The 23,686-nt window shown below is 71.0% G+C and carries 13 protein-coding genes; 8 read left to right on the top strand and 5 right to left on the bottom strand.

All coding sequences use genetic code 11. The features are described 5' to 3' along the window. Window positions 1-23 precede the first annotated feature (23 nt). The 8 genes from ACWCRA_RS28195 (at window position 24) to ACWCRA_RS28230 (ending at window position 16,309) form a co-directional block, all read left to right on the top strand. Entirely contained in the window at window positions 24-410 is a 387-nt protein-coding gene (locus tag ACWCRA_RS28195; RefSeq protein ID WP_351556048.1) for a hypothetical protein, read from the top strand. Between the two features lie 259 nt (window positions 411-669). After that, window positions 670-1,263, top strand: coding sequence for a GNAT family N-acetyltransferase (locus tag ACWCRA_RS28200; RefSeq protein WP_451068945.1), 594 nt, complete (start codon window positions 670-672; stop codon window positions 1,261-1,263). Window positions 1,264-1,417: 154 nt separating this feature from the next. Then, on the top strand, window positions 1,418-2,701 hold the full coding sequence (locus tag ACWCRA_RS28205; protein ID WP_451068915.1) for a serine/threonine-protein kinase: 1,284 nt from the start codon (window positions 1,418-1,420) through the stop codon (window positions 2,699-2,701). Window positions 2,702-2,711: 10 nt separating this feature from the next. Next, window positions 2,712-7,664 (top strand): DEAD/DEAH box helicase, encoded by a 4,953-nt coding sequence (locus ACWCRA_RS28210; protein ID WP_451068946.1) that lies wholly within the window; start codon window positions 2,712-2,714, stop codon window positions 7,662-7,664. A gap of 98 nt (window positions 7,665-7,762) precedes the next feature. Then, window positions 7,763-10,702 carry a helicase-related protein gene (locus ACWCRA_RS28215; protein WP_451068916.1) on the top strand — a complete coding sequence of 980 codons (2,940 nt, stop codon included), beginning with the start codon at window positions 7,763-7,765 and terminating at the stop codon, window positions 10,700-10,702. Then, entirely contained in the window at window positions 10,702-14,820 is a 4,119-nt protein-coding gene (locus tag ACWCRA_RS28220) for an Eco57I restriction-modification methylase domain-containing protein (RefSeq protein WP_451068917.1), read from the top strand. The genes ACWCRA_RS28215 and ACWCRA_RS28220 overlap by 1 nt, the downstream gene beginning before the upstream one ends. Beyond that, complete coding sequence (locus ACWCRA_RS28225; protein ID WP_451068918.1) at window positions 14,810-15,295, top strand: MarR family winged helix-turn-helix transcriptional regulator; 486 nt, start codon at window positions 14,810-14,812, stop codon at window positions 15,293-15,295. The genes ACWCRA_RS28220 and ACWCRA_RS28225 overlap by 11 nt, the downstream gene beginning before the upstream one ends. Before the next feature lie 123 nt (window positions 15,296-15,418). Next, a complete protein-coding gene (locus ACWCRA_RS28230; protein ID WP_451068919.1) occupies window positions 15,419-16,309 on the top strand; it encodes an NmrA/HSCARG family protein in 891 nt (296 codons plus the stop codon). A gap of 92 nt (window positions 16,310-16,401) precedes the next feature. Here the strand turns inward: ACWCRA_RS28230 and ACWCRA_RS28235 are convergent, their stop codons facing one another. The 5 genes from ACWCRA_RS28235 to ACWCRA_RS28255 form a co-directional block, all read right to left on the bottom strand. Further along, complete coding sequence (locus ACWCRA_RS28235) at window positions 16,402-17,250, bottom strand: ABC transporter permease (protein WP_451068920.1); 849 nt, start codon at window positions 17,248-17,250, stop codon at window positions 16,402-16,404. Next, on the bottom strand, window positions 17,247-18,281 hold the full coding sequence (locus ACWCRA_RS28240) for an ATP-binding cassette domain-containing protein (RefSeq protein WP_451068921.1): 1,035 nt from the start codon (window positions 18,279-18,281) through the stop codon (window positions 17,247-17,249). The genes ACWCRA_RS28235 and ACWCRA_RS28240 overlap by 4 nt, the downstream gene beginning before the upstream one ends. Then, window positions 18,278-20,539, bottom strand: coding sequence for an MMPL family transporter (locus ACWCRA_RS28245; RefSeq protein WP_451068922.1), 2,262 nt, complete (start codon window positions 20,537-20,539; stop codon window positions 18,278-18,280). Before ACWCRA_RS28245 ends, ACWCRA_RS28240 begins: the two co-directional genes overlap by 4 nt. A 191-nt stretch (window positions 20,540-20,730) precedes the next feature. Then, window positions 20,731-22,014 (bottom strand): serine hydrolase domain-containing protein, encoded by a 1,284-nt coding sequence (locus ACWCRA_RS28250; RefSeq protein WP_451068923.1) that lies wholly within the window; start codon window positions 22,012-22,014, stop codon window positions 20,731-20,733. 56 nt (window positions 22,015-22,070) lie between these two features. Beyond that, on the bottom strand, window positions 22,071-23,336 hold the full coding sequence (locus ACWCRA_RS28255; protein ID WP_451068924.1) for a cytochrome P450 family protein: 1,266 nt from the start codon (window positions 23,334-23,336) through the stop codon (window positions 22,071-22,073). Window positions 23,337-23,686 lie beyond the last annotated feature (350 nt).

Here is a 23,686-nt window from a genome sequence, read left to right on the forward strand (position 1 = left end):
GTGGCAGCCGCTACCGTGACCGCATGGATGACGACGCTCATTCCGCCGACGAGTGGCCGCTGCCGCCCCCCTGGATGTGGGGCTGTCAGAAGTGCACCGATCTGTACAAGGCGATGAAGCACGTTCTCGAAGTGCTGGACGAGGCACACCGCCGGGGCAAGCCGGACGCGGACTACGACTTCATGGACAGCGCGGTCGCCTCGCAGATCCGTCTCGCCCAGCACATAGCGACCGGGCACCCGGGAGATCTCCCGGCATACGACCACGCCTGCACCACCTGCATGTTCTACGAGTCCCGGGTCACCAACGAGTCCCTGTCGCAGCGGACCCGGGAGGGCTCCGGCGCGCTGGGGCTGGAGCACCGCGCGCGCCATCTCTTCGCGCCGCCCAGCATCGCCGGCTCCATGTGACCCCGGGGCCGTCCCGCGCGTCACGACACCCGGTCGGGGCCGGTCCGGCCCGTACGGCGTGAGCGGACCGCCCCAGGGCGCCTCCGGCCCCCGCCGCCCCCGGACGCCGGGGACACCGGAGGGGTGACTGACCACCGCGTGAACCCCGGTGACCCGCGCCCTGTGCCGCCGTCGCGGTGATTGCGGCGGGCTGTCGTACGCCTCGTCTACGCTGGCCTCGTCCGGGTGTCGTACCGGGGGAGACCGAGGGGTGACGGAGATGACTGCCGAGATCCGCAGCGCGGGGGCGGGCGACCGGGAGGCCGTCGCGGGCCTGCTGGCCGCGGGCTTCGACCAGGACCCGGTGAGCGGCTGGATCTTCCCGGGGGAGGAGCACCGGCGCTCGACCCATCACCGTCTGATGGCGGCCTTCTTCGACATCGTCCTCGCCGCCGGCCGCATCGATCTCCTGGACGACGGCTCGGCCGTGGCGCTCTGGCTGCCCGTGCCGGACGGCGGCATGAGCGAGGACGACACCGGTCCGGCGGAGCTGCGCGCCGCGATCGACCCCGGAAACGAGCGCATCGAGACCATGGCCCGGCTGACGGCCCGCGTCCACCCCAAGCGCGCCCACGACTACCTCTGGCTGATCGCCGTGGACCCCGCCCACCAGGGCCGAGGCCTCGGAACCGCCCTCCTCCGCCCGGCCCTCGACCGCTGCGACCGCACCTCGCGCCCCGCCTACCTGGAGGCCAGCAGCCCATCGAGCCGCCGGCTCTACAGCCGCCTCGGCTTCTCCACCGACGAGCCCCCACTCGTCCTCCCGGACGGCCCCCCGGTGTGGCCGATGTGGCGGGACCCGCGAACCGGCTGAACGGGCCCGGTCCGTACGGCCTCCCGGCCGTCTTCGGCCAGCTTCCGCGACTTCCCTGAAAGCCGCCGGGGCCGCGTATACGATGCCGTCTCTCGGACGGGGGCGGCCGTGGTTCCGGCGGCGCCGCGCCCCGTCATTGCCGGAGGGAGTGCGCGTGGTCCAGGAGTCCATCGGAGGACGGTTCCGTCTGGGGGTCTCACTCGGCCGGGGCGGGATGGGCGAGGTGCGCCAGGCCGAGGATCTCCATGCGCCTGTCGACTCGCCCGCGCGCCTGGTCGCCTTCAAGACGATCCTGAAGAACCGGGCGGGCTCCTCGGTCGACGCGATGGGTTTCCCGAGTCTGGTGAGGCGCTTCCGCCGGGAGGCGGCGATGATGCGCCGCCTCGACCACCGGAATCTTCCCCGAATCATCGAGGGCGGTATTGACGAGGCGGGTGGCGGTCACCCCTATCTCGTCATGGAGTTACTGGACGGATGCACCCTCACGGATCTCGTCCTCGACGTGGAACCGCTGCCGATCGACTGGGTGACCGAGATCGGCGCGCAGATCGCGGCAGGGCTGGCCGAAGCCCATGCCGAGGGGGTGATCCACCGAGATCTGAAGCCGGGCAATGTGATGCTCACCCGGCAGGGCACGGTCAAGGTACTCGACTTCGGCCTGGGACGATTCCTCGACGACACCGCCAACGACCCGATCTCCACCAGCAGATTTCCGCAGGGGACGTACCACTACATGGCCCCTGAACAGTTCAGGGTCGGCGAGGTCACTGCCGCGGTCGACCTCTACGCGCTGGGCTGTGTGCTGTACGAGATGCTGTCGGGGGACCCTCCGTTCTACATTGAGGCCAGCGACGACATCGTCCAACTCGCCAACCACCACATGGGCACGATCCCCGCGCCCATTGATGCGGTACGCCCGGACATTCCCCCCGAGCTGAGCCGCCTGCTGGGTCGGCTGCTCGCCAAGAGGCCCGAGGACCGTCCCGCCGAAGCCTCCGATGTCCGGGATCTGCTGAACGCACTCGCCGCCGAGCGCGGTCCCCTGACTCCCTTGGCGAGGTGGGACGACATGGCTCCCATCCACGCCGGGCACCCCGCGCCGGTCCAGGCGTCGAAGCCTGACCGGGTGCCGGCCAAGGGCCCGGCAGGGGAGCAGGTGTCCGCGGGCATGGATGTCTTCGGCATCCACCGCCAGCTCATCGCGGACTACCGGGCGTTCACCGAGGGCGGCACCGTCATCCGGGACGAGGCGATCGCCGACTATGTCCAGCAGGACCTGGACAGCAAGGCGCAGTGGCCCGACCCCTGGCTCGCTCTGAACGCCTCCTTCGCCGCCGCCGGATCGGTGGAGGAACTGGTCGCGCGGGGAGTGCTCCACAGCGAGTGCGCGAGGATCTTCCAGACGAGCGAGTCCACCCCTGCGGGGGGGGGGGGGTAATCGCCGCCCGCTGACGCTTTATCAGCACCAGCGCGACGCCGTCGACGCCGCACGCGGACGGCACTCCTACGTCCTCACCACCGGCACCGGCTCCGGCAAGTCCCTCGCCTACATCGTGCCGATCGTCGACCGGGTGCTCCGCGCCCGGGACACCGAGGGGCCACAGCCCCGCAAACGGGTGCGCGCGATCATCGTCTATCCGATGAACGCCCTCGCCAACAGCCAGCTCAAAGCGCTGAAGACCTATCTCGAACACGGCTACCCAGAGGGTCGTGAACCCGTCACCTTCGCCCGCTACACCGGCCAGGAGGACGAGACCCAGCGCCAGGCCATCCGCCGCGATCCGCCGGACATCCTGCTGACCAACTACGTCATGCTGGAGCTGATGCTCACCCGGCCCGACGACCGCCGGTCCCTCATCCGCATGGCCGAGGGCCTCGAATTCCTGGTCTTCGACGAACTGCACACCTACCGGGGCAGGCAGGGCGCCGATGTCGCCCTGCTGATCCGCCGGGTCCGTGAGGCGTGCCGGGCCGAGAGCCTGCTCTGCGTCGGCACCTCGGCCACCATGTCCACCGAAGGCACCACCGACGATCAGAAGCGGGTCGTCGCCGGGGTGGCCACCAAACTCTTCGGCACCGCGATCCACCCCGAGCACGTCATCGGGGAGACCCTGGTCCGCGCCACCGAGCAGGGTCCGGACACCGTATCGGCCCAGCGGCTGCTGAGCCCGGCCCCGCGCGACTACCACGCCCTCGTCGAAGATCCGCTGGCCCGGTGGATCGAGTCCCGCTTCGGCCTGACCAACGAGAACGGCCGGCTCGTCCGAGTGAAGCCCGGGAAGATCGAGGACGCCGCACAGGAGCTGGCCGCGCACAGCGGAGCGCGCGAGGACGACTGCGCCCAGGCGATCCGGACCACCCTCGAAGCAGGTGCCCAGGCCAGACACCCGCGGACCGGCCGGCCGCTCTTCGCCTTCCGTCTGCATCAGTTCCTCTCCAAGGGTGACACCGTCCACACCACCGTCGAGGCCAAGGCGGTCCGCCATCTCACCCGCGACTACCAGCGCGAACAGCCCGGGTCGGGAGGCAAGATCCTGGTGCCGCTGGTCTTCTGCCGCGAGTGCGGACAGGAGTTCCTCACCGTGTGGCGCACGGAGCACGAGGGCGCCGGCCGTTACGAGCCCCGCCGGAGCTCCGTCACCACCAGCGGGCGCGACGGTGACGGCTATCTCTACATCGACCACGACCGCCCCTGGCCCGGCACGGTCGAGGAGGCCATTGAGGGGCACCGGCTGCCCGACTCATGGCTGGAGACCGACGAAACCGGACAGGAGACCGTCAAGAAGTCCTACCGCCACCGGCTCCCGCGCTCCGTCACCGTGGACCCCTACGGTGTCGAGGGGCGCGGCGAGCTGCGGGCCGCGTACATCCCGTCCCCCTTTCTGTTCTGCCCCCACTGCAATGTCAGCTATGAGCAGACCCGGGGCAGGGACTTCGGCAAGCTCGCCGCGCTCGATCAGGAGGGCCGGTCATCGGCGACCTCCCTCATCTCGGCCTCCATCGTCCGCTCCCTCAAGGCGGTGCCGGAGGAGAGGCTGAACGAGAAGGCCCGCAAGCTCCTGACCTTCGTCGACAACCGGCAGGACGCCTCCCTCCAGGCCGGCCACTTCAACGACTTCGTCCAGATCACCCAATTGCGCGGAGCCCTCTACCGGGCCCTGGCGGCAGCGGGCGAAGAGGGACTCACCCACGAGGAGTTGGCCTCGCAGGTCACGGGCTCCCTCGGTCTCCGCCCAGTGGAGTACACCGGCCACGACGATCTGCCGCCGCATTTGCTGCGCAACGCCGCCCGCACCCTGCGCGATGTCGTCGCCTTCCGGCTCTATCTCGACCTGGAGCGCGGCTGGCGCGTCACCATGCCGAATCTGGAGCAGACCGGGCTGCTCCAGATCCGGTACGAGGGAGTGAACTGGCTCTCCGAGCAGGAACCGCAGTGGGCGGCCACCCACCCCGCGCTCCGCTCCGCCGACGCCGCGCTGCGCACGGAGATCACACAGGTTCTCCTCGACGAGATGCGGCGTGCGCTCGCCATCGACGTGCAGTGCTTCCGCGACGACTTCGACAGCCTCCAGCGGGCCAGCGAGGAGCGGCTCATCGACCCCTGGCTGCTCACCAGGGGCGACAGCCCCAAGGTCGGCATCGCCTACCCACAGCCCTCCAGGCCGGGCATGGACCGCAGTGGACTCTTCCTCTCCGCGCGCGGCAAATTCGGCAAGTACATCCGGCGGACCGACCGCGACCGTTTCGGCGCGCTCGATGTCGACGACATCCAACTGATCATCGAGCAGTTGCTGGAGGTCCTCGCCTCCGCCGGACTGGTCACCAAGGTGTCCGGAGCGGTGCAGCGCGGCGGCCACCGCCACCGCAGGGCAGTCCCCGCCGTCACCGGCTACCAGGTCTCAGCCGCCTGTCTCACCTGGCATGTCGGCTCCGGCCGCAAGGCCGCCCACGATCCCCTGACCCGCACCTACGCGAGCGGCGACGGCCCCCGCGTCAACACCTTCTTCCGCGATCTCTACCGGGAGAACGCCTCGGCGCTCGCCGGTCTCTTCGCCCGTGAGCACACGGCCCAGGTCGACCCCCTCGAACGGGAGCGGCGGGAGGACGAGTTCAGCGAGGCGAAGCTGAGACTGCTCTACTGTTCGCCGACCATGGAACTGGGCGTTGACATATCCTCACTCAACGCGGTGGCGATGCGCAATGTCCCGCCCACCCCGGCCAATTACGCGCAGCGCAGCGGGCGCGCCGGGCGATCCGGGCAGCCCGCTCTGGTCACCACGTACTGCGCCACCGGCAACAGCCACGACCGGTACTACTTCCGCAGCTCCGCCGCCATGGTCGCGGGCAGTGTGGCACCACCGCGTCTCGATCTCGCCAATGAGGATCTCGTCGTCTCCCACCTCCAGGCCATCTGGCTCGCCGAGGCCGGACTCGCTCTGGGGCGCTCGATTCCGGATGTTGTCGACATCGGCTACGACGAGCGGACGGGCCGGCCCCAGCCGGCCCTGGAACTGCACGACAACATCGCCGCCGCCCTGCGCGACACCGCCGTGGAGAGCCGCACCGTGGCCGCCGCGCACCAGGTGCTCGGCCGGCTCTTCCCCGAGTTCGCCGACACCACCTGGTGGGACGATTCCTGGATCGAGCGCACGGTCCGCACGGCGGCCCGGCGCTTCGACGAGGCGTTCGACCGCTGGCGCGGGCTCTTCCGGGTCGCCCTCACCGATCAGTACGTCCAGAACAGGCGGGTGCTCGATCATCAGCTCACCGAACGGGACCGTGCCTTCGCCGTCGCCCGCCGGAAAGAGGCCGAGACCCAGCTCAAGCTGCTGAAGAACGAGACCCCGGACAGCAGATCCGTACTGTCCGACTTCAACCCTTATCGGTACCTTGCCTCGGAGGGATTCCTCCCGGGCTACTCCTTCCCCCGCCTTCCGCTCGCCGCCTACATCCCCACCACGGGCCGTCGCTCCGGGGACGGCGGTGACTACCTCCAGCGCCCTCGCTTCCTCGCCATCCGCGAGTTCGGGCCCAAGGCCCTCATCTACCACGAGGGCGCCCGGTACGAGGTGACCCGGGTCCAGCTGCCCCCCGAGACGGACGGCTCGCTCACCACGAGCGAGGCCCGGCGCTGCGCCCACTGCGGATACCACCACAAGGCCGAGGAACGGGCCGATCTCTGCGACATCTGCGACCAGCCGCTGACCACCACCTACAACCTGCTGCAACTGCACACCGTCTACACCCGGCGCCGTGAGCGCATCTCCTCCGACGAGGAGGAGCGGCGCAGGGCCGGATACCGGCTCGTCACCTCCTACCGCTTCCGTGATTACGGCCCCGGTCAGCGCCCCGGCCGCCAGGACGCCCGGGTCTTCGACCCGGCCGGCCCTCTCGCCACCTTCTCCTACGGCGACTCGGCGACCGTGCGGATCACCAACCTCGGACGGCTGCACGCAAAGACCAGTGAGCAGGACGGCTTCTGGCTCGATCCGGGAGACGGCAGCTGGCTCACCGAACGGGACGCGTCGGAGGCGTCGGGTGACCTCAGTGACATGCCCGCGGTGGACGCCGACGGCAACGAGAAGCGCCACAAGAAGCGCGTCATCCCCTTTGTGGAGGACAGCCGCAACATTCTCGCCGTCACCCTCGACCGGCCGCTGGCCGAGCCCGTCGCACTCTCCCTGATGTACGCGCTGGAACGGGGCATCGAGACCGCCTTCGAGCTGGAGGACTCCGAACTCACCAGCGAACTGCTGCCCCCGGACGACGGCCCCAGGGACCGCTTCCTGCTCACCGAGGCCGCCGAGGGCGGCGCGGGAGTTCTCCGCCGTCTCCAGTCCGAGCCCGGGGCCGTCGCCAGAGCCGCTCGCGCCGCCCTGCGCATCTGCCACTTCGACGAGCGGGGCAACGACCTCGCCGTCGAGGGCGGCCCCGACCGGCCCTGCGCCCGCGGCTGCTACGACTGCCTGCTCACCTACGGCAATCAGCTCAACCACGGCGCCGTCGACCGCCACGGTGTCCGTGACCTGCTGCTGCGCCTCGCGCTCGCCGAGGCCCGCCCGACGGGACACGGCACCAACGGTTCGCCGGACTCCCCCGACCCCTCCGGCTTCCTGGGCTTCCTCCGCGAGCGCGGCCACCGCCCGCCCGACGAGACCCGGACCCTCATCCGCGAGGCCAACGCCCGCCCCGACTACGTCTACCGGATGCCGGGTGTGCAACTCGCGGTCTTTGTCGACGGTCCCGGTCACGACCACTCCGAGAGCACGCTCCGGGACGAGGACGCCGAGGAACGCCTCCAGGACGCGGGATGGGACATCATCCGCTTCCCGGCGGACGGCGACTGGGACGGAACAGCCGCCCGCCACCCCCGGTACTTCGGCCCCGGCAAGGCCGGCTGACCGCCCTCCCCGGGCCGGCCGCCACCCCGACCGGCCCGACGCCTCCCCGACCCCGGATCTCCGTCCCCGCCTCGCACCGACACCCGAGGAACCATCCGATGACGCACACCCACACCACCGGCTCCCTGGTCACCGCGCGCGGCCGGGAGTGGATCGTCCTGCCCGAGAGCGAGGACGACATGCTGGTCCTGCGCCCCCTCGGCGGGTCCGACGACGACATCGCCGCCGTCTTCCCCGCCTTCGAGACGGTACGAGGCGCCGAATTCGCCCCGCCCTCCGCCGCCGACCTCGGTGACGCGCAGGCCGCCGGAACGCTCCGCACCGCACTCCGCATCGGGTTCCGCTCCGGCGCGGGCCCCTTCCGCTCGCTGGCCGGCATCGCCGTCGAGCCGCGCGCCTACCAGCTCGTGCCCCTGCTGATGGCGCTGCGGCAGCAGACCGTACGGATGCTGATATCCGACGACGTCGGCATCGGCAAGACCATCGAGGCCGGTCTGATCGCGAGCGAACTGCTGGCCCAGGGCGAGGCCACCCGGCTGGCGGTCCTCTGCTCACCCGCCCTCGCCGAGCAGTGGCAGAGCGAACTGCGCACCAAGTTCGGCATCGACGCCGAACTGGTCCTCTCCTCCACGGTCTCCCGGCTGGAGCGCGGACTCGACCTCGGCCAGTCGCTCTTCGACACCCACCCCCATGTCGTGGTCTCCACCGACTTCATCAAGTCCACCCGCCACCGCGACGACTTCGTCCGTCACTGCCCCGACCTGGTGATCGTCGACGAGGCCCACACCTGCGTCTCGGCCGGCGAAACCGCGTCCAAGCAGTATCAACTCCGCCATGAACTGCTCACACGGCTCGCGCGCGACAGCGAACGGCATCTGCTGCTGGTCACCGCGACCCCGCACAGTGGCCAGGAATCCGCCTTCCGCGGGCTGCTCGCCCTGATCCGGCCCGACCTCGCCGATGTCGACCTGACCTCACCGCGCGGCCGGGAGCTGCTGGCCCACCACTTCGTCCAGCGCAAACGCGCCGATGTGCGCGAGTACCTGACCCAGGGGGACGGCTTCGCCGACGACCGGCTCGCCGAGACGACCGCCTTCCCCTCCGACCGCCGGTTCAAGGACGAGACCTACGCCCTCTCCCCGGCGTACCGCACCCTCCTGGAGGACGCCATCGCCTACGCGAGCGAACGGGTCACCGAAGCGGGCCGCCAGGGCGGACAGCGGTCCCGGGTCGCTTGGTGGTCCGCGATCGCCCTGCTGCGCACCCTGGTCTCCTCACCCCGCGCCGCCGCCCAGACCCTCCGTACCCGCTCCGCCACGGCCGCCGCCGCCACGGCCGAGGAAGCCGACCGATTCGGGGCGCCGCTGATCCGGGACTCCAGCGAGAGCGACACTCTCGAAGGGCTCGATGTCGCCCCCGGCGCACTGACCGGGGAGGAGACTCTCGGGGACGGTCCGTCCGAGACCCTCACCGAACTCGCCCGGCGCGCGACCGAACTCGAAGGCCCGGCGACCGACCGGAAACTCGCCGCGCTCATCACCCACGTACGCGCCCTCCTCGCCGACGGCTACCACCCCATCGTCTTCTGCCGGTACATCCCCACGGCCGAGTACGTGGCGGAGGCCCTGGCGAGCCGCCTCGGCAAGCACACCGTCGTCAAGGCCGTCACCGGCACACTCTCCCCCCAGCAGCGCCTCGCCCGCGTCGAGGACATCGCGCACGAGGCGGGCGACGGCCCCGCGGCCCGAAGAGTGCTCGTGGCCACCGACTGTCTCTCCGAAGGGGTCAATCTCCAGCATCATTTCGACGCGGTGATCCACTACGACCTCGCTTGGAACCCCACCCGCCACGACCAGCGCGAGGGACGGGTCGACCGCTACGGACAGAAACGCGACCAGGTCCGGGTCGTCACCCTCTACGGCAGTGACAACGGCATCGACGGCAAGGTCCTCGAAGTCCTCATCAAGAAGCACCGGCAGATCCGCAAGGACCTCGGCATTTCCGTCTCCGTACCGGACGAGAAGTCCTCCGGGGTCACCGACGCCATCGTCGAATGGCTGCTCATCCGCGGCCGGCACGGGCAGCAGGAGGGGCTGTTCGACACCGACGCCCTCGACACCGTCACCACCCGCGCCGCCCGGCTCGAAGCGGACTGGAACTCCGCCGCCCAGCGTGAGCAGACCTCCCGCTCCCGGTTCGCCCAGCGCTCCATCCACCCCGAGGACGTGGCCCGCGAGGTCGCCGCGATCCGGTCCGCCCTCGGCCGCGCGGGGGAGATCCACGGGTTCACCCGCAACGCGCTCGCCGCCCTCGGCGCGGTGCTCCGCGGCCCCGGTGCCCACTCCGGCGACGGCGACTTCACCGCCGACATCAGCGGTTCCCCGCCGGGACTCCGGGACGCCCTCGCCTCCGTCGCCGGCGGGGACTCCGTCGAGCCGGGCGGCCGGATCTCCTTCCGGGCGACCTCCGCCGTCGCGCGCGGGGAAGCGGCCCTGGTCCGTACCGACCCCGTCGTCGGCGCCCTCGCGGGGTACGTTCTCAACGCCGCACTCGACCCCAGGGCGGTGGGCCCCCGGCCGGCCCGCCGCTGCGGGGTCGTCACCACGACAGCCGTGACCACCCGTACCACCCTGCTGCTGGTGCGCTACCGCTTCCACCTCACCCTGCCGTCCCGCACCGGCCGGAAACAACTGGTCGCCGAGGACGTCCGGCTCCTCGCCTTCGAGGGCGCGCCGCAGAAGGCGCGCTGGCTGCCCCAGGAGACCGCCGTGTCCCTCCTCGACGCCCGGGCGACCGAGAACACCCACCCCCACTTCGCCGAACGCACCATGACCCGGCTGCTCGCCGGGCTGCCCGGCCTCCACCCGCACCTGGAGCGCCATGGAGCACAGCTCACCGACGAACTCGCCGCCTCCCACCGCCGTGTCCGGTTCGCCACCGAGGACATCGTCCGCGGACTGCGCGTACAGGCCCAGAAACCCGCCGACATCCTCGGGGCCTATGTCTATCTGCCGATGACCACCGAGGAGGCGGCCTGATGCCGGCGGCCCCGCGCACCCGGGTCCTCACCGCCGTCCACGCGACAGGCGGTCTCATCCCCCACGACATGCTGGTCCGGATCTCCGAGGAGAAGGGAGTCAGCGGCTCGGCGCCCGCCGACTACCAGGTCGTCGTGGGCTCGGTCCGTGCGGAGGCGGAGCGCCACTGGGAGTATCTGAAGTCCGTCTGGGGCGAACTGCGCAACAACCTGCCCGCCGCTCCGGAAACAGCCACTCCGCCCGACCCCACCGGGGTCGCCCTCGCGAAATGGCTCGACCCGCTCTTCGCGGAACTCGGCTACGGCCGGCTGCCCGCCGTCGCCACACCGGGAATTCCGTCGGACGACGGCCTCAAACACTTTCCCGTCAGTCACCACTGGAACCACGTCCCCGTCCATATGACACCGTGGAACACCCATCTCGACAAGCGGCCCGGCGGCGCCGGAACGGTCCCGCCGCACTCGCTCGTGCAGGAGTGCCTCAACCGCACCGGAAACCATCTGTGGGCCCTCCTCACCAATGGCCGCCGACTGCGGCTCCTGCGCGACTCCAGCGCGCTGGCCACCGCCTCCTTCATCGAATTCGATCTCGAAGCCATCTTCGACGGCGAGCTGTTCAGCGAATTCGTCCTCCTCTACCGACTGCTGCACGTCTCCCGCCTCGATGTCCGGGACCCCTCCGCGCTGTCGTCCTGCTGGCTGGAGAAATGGCGCGCCGAAGCCATCGAGACCGGCACCCGCGCACTGGAGCACTACCGCGACGGAGTCCAGCAGGCCATCACCACCCTCGGCACCGGGTTCCTCCGCCACCCCGACAACCACGCTCTCCGCCAGGACCTGGACACCCACGCCTTCCACGACGCACTGCTGCGTCTTGTCTACCGCCTGATCTTCCTCTTCGTCACCGAGGACCGCGGCGCCCTCCACCCACCGGGGACTCCCGGCAGGTTCCGGCGGCGGTACGCCCGCTACTTCTCCACCGACCGGCTGCGGCGCCACGCCACCCGCCACCGGGGAACCGCGGACTCCGACCTCTACCAGGCCCTGCGGATCGTGCTCGACGCCCTCGCCGATGTCGACGGCCGCCCCGAACTGGGCCTGCCGGGGATCGGCGGCATCTTCGACGACACCCCGGCCGACCGGCCCCTGCACGGCCTCGCCCTCGCGAACGAGTATCTGCTCGGCGCCGTGCGCAGCCTCTCCCGGGTGCGGGACACCGCCGCCGGCCGCTGGCGCGTGGTCGACTACCGCAACATGGGTTCCGAGGAACTCGGCTCCATCTATGAGTCGCTGCTGGAGCTGGTCCCCCAGCACAGCGCGGTGGACGGCACCTTCGAACTGGTCAACCGTCTCGGCAACGACCGCAAGCGGACCGGCTCCTTCTACACGCCCCGCTCCCTCATCGACACCCTGCTCGACTCCACCCTGGAACCGGTCATCGCCGCCGCGCGCGACCGGACCGACGGGCCGCCCGACGCCGCGCTGCTCTCCCTCACCGTCTGCGACCCGGCCTGCGGCTCCGGCCACTTCCTGGTGGCCGCGGCCCGCCGCATCGCCAAACAGGTCGCCGCCGTCCGCGAGGGGAACCCCGAACCGACCCCTGTCGCGGTCGAACACGCCCTGCACGAGGTCATCGCCCGCTGTGTCTACGGAGTCGACCTCAATCCCATGGCCGTGGACGTCGCCAAGTTCGCGCTGTGGCTGGAGGCCCTGGAACCGGGCAAGCCGATGGGTTTTCTGGACGCGCACATCAAGGTGGGGAACGGGCTCATCGGCGCGACACCGGCGCGATTACGGGACTCCATCCCCAACAGGGCCTTCAAGGCGGTGGAGGGGGACGATGCCGCCTGCGCGGCCTCCTGGGCGGACCGGAACGACAAGGAGCGCAAGGGCCAGACCGCCATCCGGATGCCGCTCACGGAGGTGAGGGTCTCCAACACCGCCCTCGCCGAGGTCCCGCGCCGCATCCTGGCGGCCCCCTCCGACCAGCTCCACCAGGTCCGCCGCCAGGCCGAGGAGTACCGGGCCTGGCGGAAGTCCCCCGTCTGCGAGGACGCCCTGCACCTCGCGGACGCCTGGTGCGCGTCCTTCGTCTGGCACAAGAGGAGGGACGCGCCGCCGCCGGTCACCCACGATGTCCTCCGGTCCCTCGGGAGTCCGGATGTCCCCGGGGCCACCCATGACGAGATCAGAAGGCTGAGCCGGGAGTACCGCTTCTTCCACTGGCACCTGGAGTTCCCCGAGATTTTCCGGGTGCCCGACAGCGCGGACACCCCCGATGACGTCGACCCGGAGACCGGGTGGGCGGGTGGTTTCTCCTGCGTGGTCGGCAATCCGCCCTGGGACAAGGTCGATTTCGAGGACAAGAAGTACTTCAGCGTCGTCGAACCCTCGATCGCCGCGATCCCGGGCACGGCTCGGCGCAAACGGATCGCCGAGTGGGCGGCGGACAATCCGGAGGCGGGGGAGCGGTATCGCGCGGAGCGCCGGCGGGTGAAGTCGACGTTTCTGTTCGTGAGCGGGTCGGGGGTGTTTCCGCTGTGTGCGAAGGGGCTGACCGTCAAAGGGGTGAATGCGCTCCAGACCGATCAGCTCTTCACGGAGCGGTTTGTGTCCATGGTGGCGCCCGAGGGGAGGGTGGGGTGCATCATCCCGACGGCGATCGCCACGGGTGCGGGGGCGCAGCACCTGTTCGGCTCGCTCAGTGGGCGCGGCGGGATTTCGCTGCTGTACGACTTCGAGAACCGTAAGCCTCTCTTCCCGGGAGTGCACTCCAGCTACAAATTCTGCCTGCTTTCTCTTACTGGCCGGAATGTGAGGCAGGACGCTGCGAGTTATTCGTTCTTCCTCTCGGCTCCAGCGGATCTTGAGGAGGTGGATAAGGTATTCTCTCTGGGGCCGCAGGAGATTTCTCTTATCAATCCCAACACCGGAACTCTGCCGGTCTTCCGGACTCGCCGTGACGCGAATCTCACAGCCTCGATCTATATGCTGGTTCCGGTGCTGTGGGACGAGCGCGAACGGAGGGGAAACCGATGGTCAATCTCCTTCAAGCGGCTGTTCGACATGACGGATGATTCCGATGTTTTCCGCCGTAGGGAAGATCTTGAGGCCGATGGCTGGGAGCTGCGCGGCAACATCTTCACCCGGGGCGAGGAGCGCATGCTCCCGCTGTACGAGGGCAAGATGGCCCACCTCTTCGACCATCGCTGGAACGCCTACCACGGCACCGGGAACGAGGACCGGCGCAGCCTGACCCCGGCGGAGAGGCAGTCCCCCTCGGCGACGGCCGTACCGCGCTACTGGATCGCTGAGCGCGGGGCTGTTCCCGTGGAGAGGAAAGGCAAGGAGGGCCATGCACCGGGCGTCGCCCAGCGGCTGGCGGCCCTGCGCTGGGAGCGGGAGTGGCTCTGCGGCTGGCGCGATGTGTGCCGTACGACGGATGAGCGCACCGCCATCCCCGCCTTCCTCCCGCTCGCGGCCGTCGGCCACACCTTCCCTCTGATGCTGCCCCGCGTCTCACCCGCCCTCACGGCGGCGCTGATCGCCGCACAGAGTTCGATGGTCTTCGACTTCGTGAGCCGCCAGAAGATCAGTGACGCCCATATGAAGCTCTTCATCTGGAAGCAGCTCCCCGTCCCCGCCCCCGAGTCCCTCACCCCCCACCTCCCCTTCCTCGTCCCCCGTGTCCTCGAACTCGTCCACACCGCATACGACATGACCCCACTCGCCCGCGATCTCGGCGACTCCGGCGCGCCCTTCCGGTGGGACGACGAGCGCCGTGCGCGGATACGGGCCGAGCTGGACGCGTACTTCTTTCATCTGTACGGGATCGGCCGACCCGACGTGGAGTACATCCTGGAGACCTTCAGGACCGGGACGGGCGGCCTCAGGAACAACGAGATCGCTCGCCACGGGACGTACCGCACCAGGGATCTGGTCCTCGCCGAGTACGACCGGATGGCCCCGGCCGGTATCGGTCTCCACGGGCCGCCGGGCGACCCCGGGGTGTGGGTGTCCCCGCTCTCGCCGGCCCCGGGGGAGGGGCCGCGGCACCTTCCCTCCCGGGAGAGGAGGTCCCGGCCGGCGGCGGCTACATTGGGCTCCCATGAGCACTGAGACCGAGCCCCCCGGGGCGCCCGCCGGGGGAAGCGCCGGTATCCAGACCACCAGCGCCTGGCTGTTCGCGCTGCTTCTCAAGGAGCACCGCGGGTTGATGTCGGCCAAGCTCGCCTCGCTGGGGCTCTACGCCGGGCAGGACGTCTTCCTCTCCAAGCTCTGGGAGGAGGACGGTCTGACACAGTCCCAGCTCACCGACCGGCTCCAGGTGGAGCCGCCCACCGTCTCCAAGATGCTCAACCGGATGGAGCGCTCGGGGCTGCTCCAGCGGCGCAGGGACGACCGCGACGGGCGGGTGTCGCGGGTGTATCTCACCGATCGGGGGCGGGCCGCGCAGGAGGCCGTCGAGGGGTACTGGCGAGAGCTGGACGCCCTGATGGGTGCGGGGACGAGCGCGGCGGAACGTGAGGGGCTGCACCGGGTCGTGGAGCGGATGCGGGCCAATCTGAAGGCGGCGGACCGGCCGCAGGGCTGACCGCGCGGGGGCGGCTCGGCCGGTGGCCGAACCGGCGGCCCAACCCCCTTCCAAACCAAGGCTGTTCATGGGAGGGCGTGCTAATCTCAAAATACTTAGACGTCTACATAGAAGGGTGGGGTCATGACCGGTCCACAGCAGCAGGGCACCGGCCCTCAGGTGGTCCTGGTCGCGGGAGCGACCGGCAACCAGGGCGGCGCGGTCGTCGACGCGTTGCTCCGGGAGCCCGCGGCCTGGCGGGTGCGGGCCCTGACCCGGAGCCCCGACGGGGCGGCGGCGCGCCGGCTCGCGGCGCGCGGGGCGGAGATCGTCGGCGGAGACCTGGCCGACCGGGGCGCCATGGACCGCGCGGTCCGGGGGGCGTACGGAGTCTTCAGCGTCCAGAACTTCCGTACGGCCAGGGCCGAGGGTGAGGTCACCCAGGGCATCACTCTGGCGGAGGCCGCCGCGGCGGCCGGTGTGCGGCACTTCGTGTACTCCTCGGTCGGCGGCGCGGAACGGGCCCGCGGCATCCCGCACGTCGACACCAAATGGCGGATCGAACAGCGCGTCCGGGAACTTCCGCTGCCGTTCACCGTGCTGCGGCCCACCGCCTTCATGGACATGTTCGGCCTGCCGCGCATGCGGGCGGTGACGCTCGGGGTATGGGCGACGGCGCTGCGCTCCGGGCGCCCGCTCCAGTTGATCGCGGTCTCTGACATCGGTGAGTTCGCCGCCCGCGTCCTCGCCGACCCGGACCGATTCCTCGGCACCGAACTGGAACTCGCCGGTGACGAACTGACCGTGGAGCGGATCATCGCGGCCGTGGAGTCCAGCGAGGGCCGCCGGCCCCGCGTCCTGCCGATGCCGGCGCTGATGCTGAGGATGATGGGCGCCGAGGGCAGGATGTTCCGCTGGTGCGACGAGGAGGGGTATCTCGCCGATATCACCGCGCTGCGCGGAATCCACCCCGGCCTGCTCACCTTCGAGGAGTGGCTCAGGACCCGCGAGGCACTCGCCGGGCAGCGCTCCTGAGCCCGGTGGCGACCCCCACGGGAGCGGCGGCGGGCCGGAGCGCCTCGCACGGGCTCCGGCCCGCCGCCGTCCGGTCCGGCCGTCACACCCCGCTACCCGGCCGTGCGGCGGTAGCGGCGCACCGCCAGCGGCGCGGCCACCGACACCACCAGCGCGGACCAGAGCAGCGAGGTCAGCACCGGATGCTCGGCGGGGAACACCCCCTCCCGCGCGAACGGGTTGGGGTTCCCGAACAGCTCCCGGCAGGCCGCCGCGGTGGCGCTCACCGGGTTCCACTCGGCCACCGGGCGCAGCCACGACGGCATCCCCTGCGTGGGCACGAAGGCGTTGGAGAGAAAGGTGAGCGGAAAGAGCCAGGTCATCGTCACCGACTGCACCACCTCCGGCCGCCGCAGCCAGATGCCGGTCAGCGCGCCCACCCAGCTCATCGCGAACCCGAAGAAGAGCAGCACCCCGAAGGCCGCGAGGGTGCGCCCCACCCCCTGCTCGGCCCTCCACCCCACGACCAGACCGGAGAGCGCGAGAACCAGCAGCGCCAAGGCGTTCATCGCCAGATGGCTGACCGCCCGTCCCAGCAGCAGTGCCGAGCGGGCCATCGGCAGCGAGCGGAAGCGGTCCACAATGCCCCGGCTCAGATCCTCGGCGATGCCCATCGCGGTGTTCGCGGAGCCGAACGCCACGATCTGGGTGAAGATCCCGGCCAGCAGATAGGCGCGGTAGCTCCCCCCGCCCGGCAGCTGGATCGAGCCGCCGAAGACGATGGCGAAGAGCAGGACGAACATGACGGGCTGGACGGTGGCCTGGATCAGCAACTCCGGGACTCTGAGCACATGGCGCAGATTGCGCTGGGCGACCAGCAGCCCGTCCCGTACCAGCCGCCGCGCACCGTTCTCCGAACCGGGCAGCGGCTGCGCCTCGGTGACCGCCGCGACGGCGCTCATCGGCCACCGCCCCGGACCGCCGGGGCCCGGGCGGGCTCCGGCCCCGGGGTGGCCGGCCCCTGGCCGGTGAGCGCCAGAAAGACATCGTCCAGCGTGGCGCGCCTGATCACCATGTCGTCCGGTACGACCCCGGCCTCGTCGAGTTCGCGCACGACGGCGGGCATCACCCGCGCCCCGGCCGGCACCCGCCCGGAGACCTCGCCGAGCGTCTCGTCCACACGGACCCCGCCGTCGCCGTCGCCGTACCGGGCCAGCACCCGCGCCGCGATCCGCAGCCGGCCGCCGAGCCCGGCCGCTCCCGGCGGGCCCAGCGTCAGGACGAGCCGGGGCGCGCCGAGGCGGTCCTTGAGCTGCTCCGGGCTGCCGCTCGCGGCCACCTCGCCCGCGTCCACCAGGACGACCTGCCGCGCCAAGCGGTCCACCTCCTCCAGATACTGCGTTGTCAGCAGCACCGTGGACCCTCGTGCCGCCAGTTCCTCGATCACTTCCCACAGGCCCAGCCGGCTGCGCGGGTCCAGACCCGTGGTGGGCTCGTCCAGGACGACCAGCGGCGGCGCGGTCATCAGGCACGCCGCCAGGTCCAGCCTCCGGCGCATCCCGCCGGAGTACCCCTGTGCGGTACGGCCCCCGGCCCCGCTCAGGTCGAAACGGTCCAGCAGGTCGTCCGCCCGCCGCCGGGCCCGCTGGTGCCCCATCCCGGCGAGACGGCCGATCAGCGTCAGGTTCTCCGCCCCGGTGAGCAGTTCGTCCACGGCGGCGAACTGGCCGGTGAGACCGATCCGCCGGCGCACCTCGTGCGGTCTGCGCACCACATCGTGGCCGAAGACCTCGGCGGTGCCCGCGTCGGGGCGCACCAGGGTGGCGAGGACGCGGACCAGGGTGGTCTTCCCGGCGCCGTTGGGTCCCAGGACACCGGCCACCGAGCCGCGCTCCACCACCAGATCGATGCCCCGGAGCGCCTCGGTCCGCCCGTACCGCTTGCGCAGTCCGGTGACCCGGACGGCGGGGGCGGCCGCCGTGCGGGGGCTCATCGCCCCTCCTCGGAAGCGGCGGCGGGCGCGGGCCGGACCGGGTCACCGGCCCGCTCGCCACCGGTGTGAACCGCTGTTCCGGGTGCGCCGGCCGCGCCGGGTGGGCCGCCGGGCACTCCGGGTGCCTCCACATCGAAGCGGGGGAGCACCCGGTCGAGTACCGGAGGCAGATACCAGTTCGCCCGCCCCAGCAGCTCCATCGTGGCGGGCACCAGCACCAGCCGGACGACCAGGATGTCCAGCAGGATCGGCACCGCCAGCGCGAAGCCGAACAGCTTGATCAGCCGGTCCTCACCGAGCATGAACGAGCCGAAGACCGCCAGCATGATGACGCCCGCCGCGGTGACCACCCGGGCCGTCGCACCGACCCCCTGGGCGACCGCCTCGCTGTTGTCGCCGGTCCGCAGCCAGTGCTCGCGCACCCGGGAGAGCAGAAACACCTCGTAGTCCATGGAGAGGCCGAAGGCGATGGCGAACATCAGCAGGGGCATGACCGATTCGACGGGAGCACCGCCCGGGAGCCCGATCAGACCCGCGCCCCAGCCCCACTGGAAGACGGCGACCACTGTCCCGTACGAGGCGGCGATGACGAGCAGATTCATCAGCGCCGCCTTGACCGGCAGCAGCAGGCTGCGGAACGCGAGCAGCAGCAGGACCAGGGCCAGGGCGATGACCAGGGCGATCAGCAGCGCGAGCCGGTCGCCGATCTGGCGGGCGCTGTCCATCTCGCCGGCCACCCGGCCGCCGACATGGGCCCGCACGCCGTCCCCGGCCGCCGGGACGGCCTCCTCGCGGATGCGTTCCACCAGGGACTCGGTGGCCCGCTCCTGTGGGCCGGTGGTGGCGCGGACGGTGAGGACGGCGGTGTCCCCCGCCTCGTTGAGGCGCGGAGCGCTCACCCCCGCGACGCCCCCGTCGCCTGCCACCCTCTCGCGCAGGGCGCCGAGCACCGGGGCGCGCTCGGCCGCGGGCAGGCCGCGGAGGTCGGCGACAATCAGCAGCGGCCCGTTGAAACCGGGCCCGAAGCCCTCGGCGAGCAGTTCGTGGGCCTGGCGGCTGGAGGTGCTCTCCGGCATGTTCCCGGCGTCGGCGCTGCCGAGCCGCAGCGAGAACGCGGGCATGGCCAGCACCACCAGAGCGGCCGTCGAGACGATGCCCCAGAGCACTGGGCGCCGCTGCACCCCGCGCACCCAGCGGAAGGTCCAGCCCTGACCGCGGGCCGCGGCCTCGGCGGCCCGGGCGCGGCGCCCCCGCAGCAGCGGAAGGGCGTCGATCCGGGGGCCGAGCAGGGCGAGCAGCGCGGGCAGCAGGGTCACGGAGGCGAGCATCGTGAAGAGCACGGCGACGGAGGCGGCGATGCCGAGCCCGCGCAGCGCCCGGTCGCCGATGATGAGCACGCCGAGGAGGGAGAGCACCACGGTGGTGCCCGCCACCAGGACGGCGCGGCCGGCCGTGTTCATCGCGTCCAGCACCGCCTCCTCGCCGGCCAGGCCCCGGGTCCGCGCCTCGCGGTAGCGGGTGATGATGAAGAGCGCGTAGTCGATTCCGACGCCGATCCCGACCATGGCGGCGAGCTGGGGCGCGAACTCGGGGATGTCGGTCACCGCGGTCAGCAGGGCGATCCCGCCCATGCCCGCGCCCAGGGCCACGACCGCGGTGAGCAGCGGCAGCCCGGCGGCGACCACGGAGCCGAAGACGATGAGCAGGATGAGGGCGGCCGCGGCGAACCCGATCAGTTCGGCCTGTCCGCCGCTGTTGGACTCCGCGTTGCGGACGGCCTGGCCGCCCGCCTCGATCCGCAGCCCCTCCGAACCGGCCCCGGCCGCCAGTTCTTTGACGTCGTCGACGAGCGAGTCGGGCACGTCGAAGCCGCCGACGTCCAGACGGAGGGTGGCGAAGGCCGTCCTGCCGTCGTCGGATATCCGGTCGGCTCCGTCGGCGCCGTAGGGGCTGACGGTCCCCGCGACATGGGGGAGCCGTTCGGCCCGCTTCAGCAGCGCGGTGACCTTGTTCCGCACGGCGGGTTCGCGCACCCCGTTCGCGGCGCGCAGGACGAGGTCGATGCCCTCGGTGGACTCCCCTCGGGGAAAGCGGCTGTCGAGCAGGTCCAGGGCCCGCTGGGACTCGCCCGGGGTCTCGAACTCCCGGCTGTACGAGGCGGTGGAGACCGCGGTGGAGAGTCCGACGACGATCAGGGTCCAGGCCACGACCGCCTTCCAGCGATGCCGGTAGCACCAGCGGAACACTGCTTCGGCCATGAGGAGTTCCCCTGTTCCTAATTCACTTAGCCGTCTAAGTAACTCTGAGTCGCAGTATGGGTACGGGAGTTGGCCGCTGTCAATGGGCCCGCCGGGTCCGCCGGTCGCGCGCTGGCCCCGACGGCCCCGGTGCGGTCCGGGCGGTCCCCGGCCCGGACCGCACACCGGTTCCGGCCGCCCGGAACCGGTCCTCAGCTCCGGTCCGCCGTGCTCCCCGGCGGGATCGGGTACGAGTGCTCACCGCACATCGCGGCGGCGAGGAAGGGCACCAGCACCGGCCCCTGGGTCTCGTCGTTGGTGTACTCGTTGGTCATCGCCGACGCCGCCCGGCCGCCGTCCGAGGAGACATGGACGGTGGTGTCGAAGCCGTGCATGGCCGCGCCGTGGCTGCCGTAGGACGACACCCCGCAGGCCCAGTCGATCCTGATGATGCCCAGCCCCTGATGGACACGGCGGATCGTGGGAATCGGAGCCGGCCCCGGTCCGGGGTCGTGAACCGGCTTGAACGTCAGCAGCTCCTCGCGCGACTTCGCGCCGATGAGCTTGTCCGTGGTGAGCAGCGCCCGCCAGAAGGCGATCAGGTCGGGGGCGGTGGAGACCACCCCGCGCGCGGCCCCGGCGGCGGTCGGGTTCAGCTCGGTGACGTCCTTCCAGCTCCCGTCGTCCAGCCGGAAGTAGCCCCGGGCGTGGGGCTTCGACAGGAAGGGGAAGTACGTCGGGAAGGAGGTGCCGCGCAGCTTCAGCGGCTCGATCACCCGGCGCGTCACCTGCTCCTGCGGGGATCTGCCCGTGACCTTCTCGATGATCATGCCTATCACGGTGAAATTGGTGTACGAGAAGTACCACTCGCCCGGCTCGGCGGCCTTGCCCTGGTCCACCGCCATCCGTACCAGTTCACGGGGCTGATAGGTCTTCCAGCGGACCGTCAGATACCGCTCCTCGTCCGCGAACAGGGGCAGTTGGAGGTGGTCGTGGAGGCCGCTTGTGTGGTTGAGCAGCATGCGCACGGTGACCTTCTCGCCCCAGGGGAGGAGACCGGGGACGTAGGTCTCGATGCCGTCGTCCAGGCCGAGCCTGCCCTCCTCCGCCAACTGGAGTACCACGGCGGTGACGAAGGTCATGCTGGAGCCGCCGGCCCGGCCCGCCAGATCGGCGCGGGCCGGGCGGCCGGTTCTGCGGTCCGCCACTCCGGCGGCCATCGGGTGGACGCCGGTGGGACGGTCCCAGACCTGCGCCATGGCGCCCGGGGTTCCGGTCCAGCTCACCATCTCGTCGACGGTGCGCTCGACCACGCCCTTGTCCAGCGCCGGCGGCGCGGGCTCGTTCGCCACGGTGCCCGCGCCGGCGCTCACTCCGGCGGGCACACCGGTATGCGCGCCGGCGGTCGGCGGGGCGAGGGCGGCGCAGACCGCGGTGAGGAGGGCGAGCGCGGTGGCGCGGGCCGGGATTCTGGTGACCTGGTTCGAGTTCCGCACGGGTGTCCCTTCGTGGGATCGGGGAGGGCGTCGCGGGGTGCGGCGCTCCGGGGTGTTCACCGGCCGGCCGGTGCCGGGGAGGATGGCGGGGTGCGGGGCGCGGGCTCGGGCTCGAAGGCCACCGGGAGTTCGTGCAGCCCCCGGAAGAACAGCCCCTCGTGCCAGCGGAGCGGCGCGCCGCCCGCGTGCCGGAGCCCCGGCAGCCGGCTGATCAGACGCTCCAGCGCGACCTCCGCCTCCAGCAGCGAGAGCGAGCGGCCGGGGCAGAAGTGGATGCCGTGGCCGAAGGCGACATGGGCGTTGTCCGGCCGGCGGATCTCCAGCCGGTCGGGGTCGAAGAAGCGCTCCGGGTCGCGGTTGGCCGAGGCCAGCACGGCGACCACGGTCGAGCCCGCGGGTACGGTCACCCCGCCCATCTCCACGTCCTCGACGGCGAACCGCAGCGACGACGCCTCGAAGGGCCCGTCGTAGCGCAGCAGTTCCTCCACCGCCGCCGGCAGCAGTTCGGGGGAAGTGCGCAGCAGCTCCAGCTGATCGGGGTGGCGCAGCAGCGCCAGGACCGCGTTCCCGATGAAGTTGGTGGTCGTCTCATGGCTGCCGACCAGCAGGGTGAAGAGAGTTCCGACGAGTTCGTCCTCGGTGATGGCCCCCTCCGCGTCGCACGCCCGGGTGAGAGAGCCGGCGAGGTCGTTCCCCGGCCGGGCCCGCTTGCGGTCGATCAGTTCGCCGATGAATGCCCGGATGTGCTGTTTGTTACGGGTGAAGTCCTCGGGTGTCATGTCGTAGTCGGGCATGACCAGCCGGCGGGAGAACACCCGGAACCGCTCCCAGTCCTCCGGCTCCACCCCGAGCAGCTGGGCCGCCACACCGGTCGGCAGGGGCACGGCGAACTGGGCGACGAGATCCGCGGTGCCGTCCCCGGCGAACGCGTCGATCAGCGCGTCGACATGGGCGGCCACCCGAGAGCGGAGCGCCTCCACCCGGGCCGCCGAGAACTCCCGTGTCACCAGTCGGCGCAGCCGGGTGTGGTCCGGCGGATCGAGATTGGTGAGATTGTGCTCCAGGCCCCGGGTGCCGTGCTCCTCGGGGTCGTCCGCGAAGAGCGGTGAGGCGGAGTTCTCCGAGCTCATGCTGAAGCGGTGGTCGGACAGGACCGTGCGCACATCCTCGTACCGGGTGACCAGCCAGAGGTCCAGGCCGCCGGGGTAGTGGGCGAGATGGGCCGGGGCCCGCTCGCGCATCGCCGTGTACATCGCGTGAGGGTCGGCGGCGAAAGCCGGACTGTAGAGATCGAATGTTTCACTGACATCTTCTGCCGTCATGGCATCCCCCACTGCCGGAAACGCGGTCACCCGGATTCTGCCGGTGCTTCCTGCGTATTCGTCAAGTGTTCTTTAATTTCTTTGCCCAACCCGGTCCGGGTAAAAGGAAAGAGAGGGGCAGCGATATAGGAAGCACTGATAATTGTTACCTGGTGAGCCCATTATTATTTTGCTTGACACCTCTCGCCGGGTGATTGCACGATGTGCATCGGCCCGATCGAATCCTCTGGGGACAGGGCCCGCAGGACCGACGGGGACATTCCCCGTCCCCGGCTCGGACACGCGGACCGAAGTCCCGTCCGGCCGGCGCATCCCGCTCCGGACCAGCTCTGGTCTCCGGGGCCCAGCAG

Source organism: Streptomyces sp. NPDC001889 (assembly GCF_053594535.1).

Excerpts from the sequence above, each read along its gene's own strand:
- ACWCRA_RS28195 (WP_351556048.1), top strand. The coding sequence starts at position 24 with ATGGATGACGACGCTCATTCCGCCGACGAGTGGCCGCTGCCGCCCCCC.
- ACWCRA_RS28200 (WP_451068945.1), top strand. The coding sequence starts at position 670 with ATGACTGCCGAGATCCGCAGCGCGGGGGCGGGCGACCGGGAGGCCGTC.
- ACWCRA_RS28215 (WP_451068916.1), top strand. The coding sequence starts at position 7,763 with ATGACGCACACCCACACCACCGGCTCCCTGGTCACCGCGCGCGGCCGG.
- ACWCRA_RS28220 (WP_451068917.1), top strand. The coding sequence starts at position 10,702 with ATGCCGGCGGCCCCGCGCACCCGGGTCCTCACCGCCGTCCACGCGACA.
- ACWCRA_RS28225 (WP_451068918.1), top strand. The coding sequence starts at position 14,810 with ATGAGCACTGAGACCGAGCCCCCCGGGGCGCCCGCCGGGGGAAGCGCC.
- ACWCRA_RS28230 (WP_451068919.1), top strand. The coding sequence starts at position 15,419 with ATGACCGGTCCACAGCAGCAGGGCACCGGCCCTCAGGTGGTCCTGGTC.
- ACWCRA_RS28235 (WP_451068920.1), bottom strand. The coding sequence starts at position 17,250 with ATGAGCGCCGTCGCGGCGGTCACCGAGGCGCAGCCGCTGCCCGGTTCG.
- ACWCRA_RS28240 (WP_451068921.1), bottom strand. The coding sequence starts at position 18,281 with ATGAGCCCCCGCACGGCGGCCGCCCCCGCCGTCCGGGTCACCGGACTG.
- ACWCRA_RS28245 (WP_451068922.1), bottom strand. The coding sequence starts at position 20,539 with ATGGCCGAAGCAGTGTTCCGCTGGTGCTACCGGCATCGCTGGAAGGCG.
- ACWCRA_RS28255 (WP_451068924.1), bottom strand. The coding sequence starts at position 23,336 with ATGACGGCAGAAGATGTCAGTGAAACATTCGATCTCTACAGTCCGGCT.